Origin of the sequence: Streptomyces beijiangensis, from assembly GCF_017315755.1 — a bacterium.
Lineage (GTDB): Bacteria > Actinomycetota > Actinomycetes > Streptomycetales > Streptomycetaceae > Streptomyces > Streptomyces beijiangensis.
The window spans coordinates 1-379 of sequence record NZ_JAFLRJ010000827.1 but is presented as its reverse complement, the minus strand read 5'-3'; the positions used below and the strand labels follow the sequence as shown (position 1 = coordinate 379).

Genomic DNA, 379 nt, shown 5'->3' with positions numbered 1-379 from the left:
GGTGACGGCGTACCGGAAGGCGTCGCGTGCCGGGGCGGGCAGATCGCGGAGCAGCGCCGGGGTCAGGGCGTGACCGCCTCCCGTGAGTCCGGCCCCCGAAGGGCCGGGCCTGTCGGCGAGTGCGCCGGTCATACGGGCGGCGAAGACGGAGCCAAGGACGGCCACTCCGAGCGAGCCGCCGACGGTGCGCAGCAGTGTGTTGGTGCCGCTGGCCGCGCCCATGTCGCGGGGTTCCGCGCTGTTCATGGTGATCAGCATCGTGGGCTGCATCAGGCACCCCATGCCGATGCCGAGTACGAGGGTGAGCGCGGAGGCCGTGGCGGTGGCGGTGTCCGTACCCAGTGACAGGAGCGCCAGCGCGCCCACGGTGCCGAGGGCG

1 pseudogene is annotated in these 379 nt (G+C 73.6%); it reads right to left on the bottom strand.

Annotated features, from left to right (window positions below):
* A pseudogene (locus J0695_RS44680) lies at positions 1 to 379 on the bottom strand (MFS transporter); the annotation flags it as partial.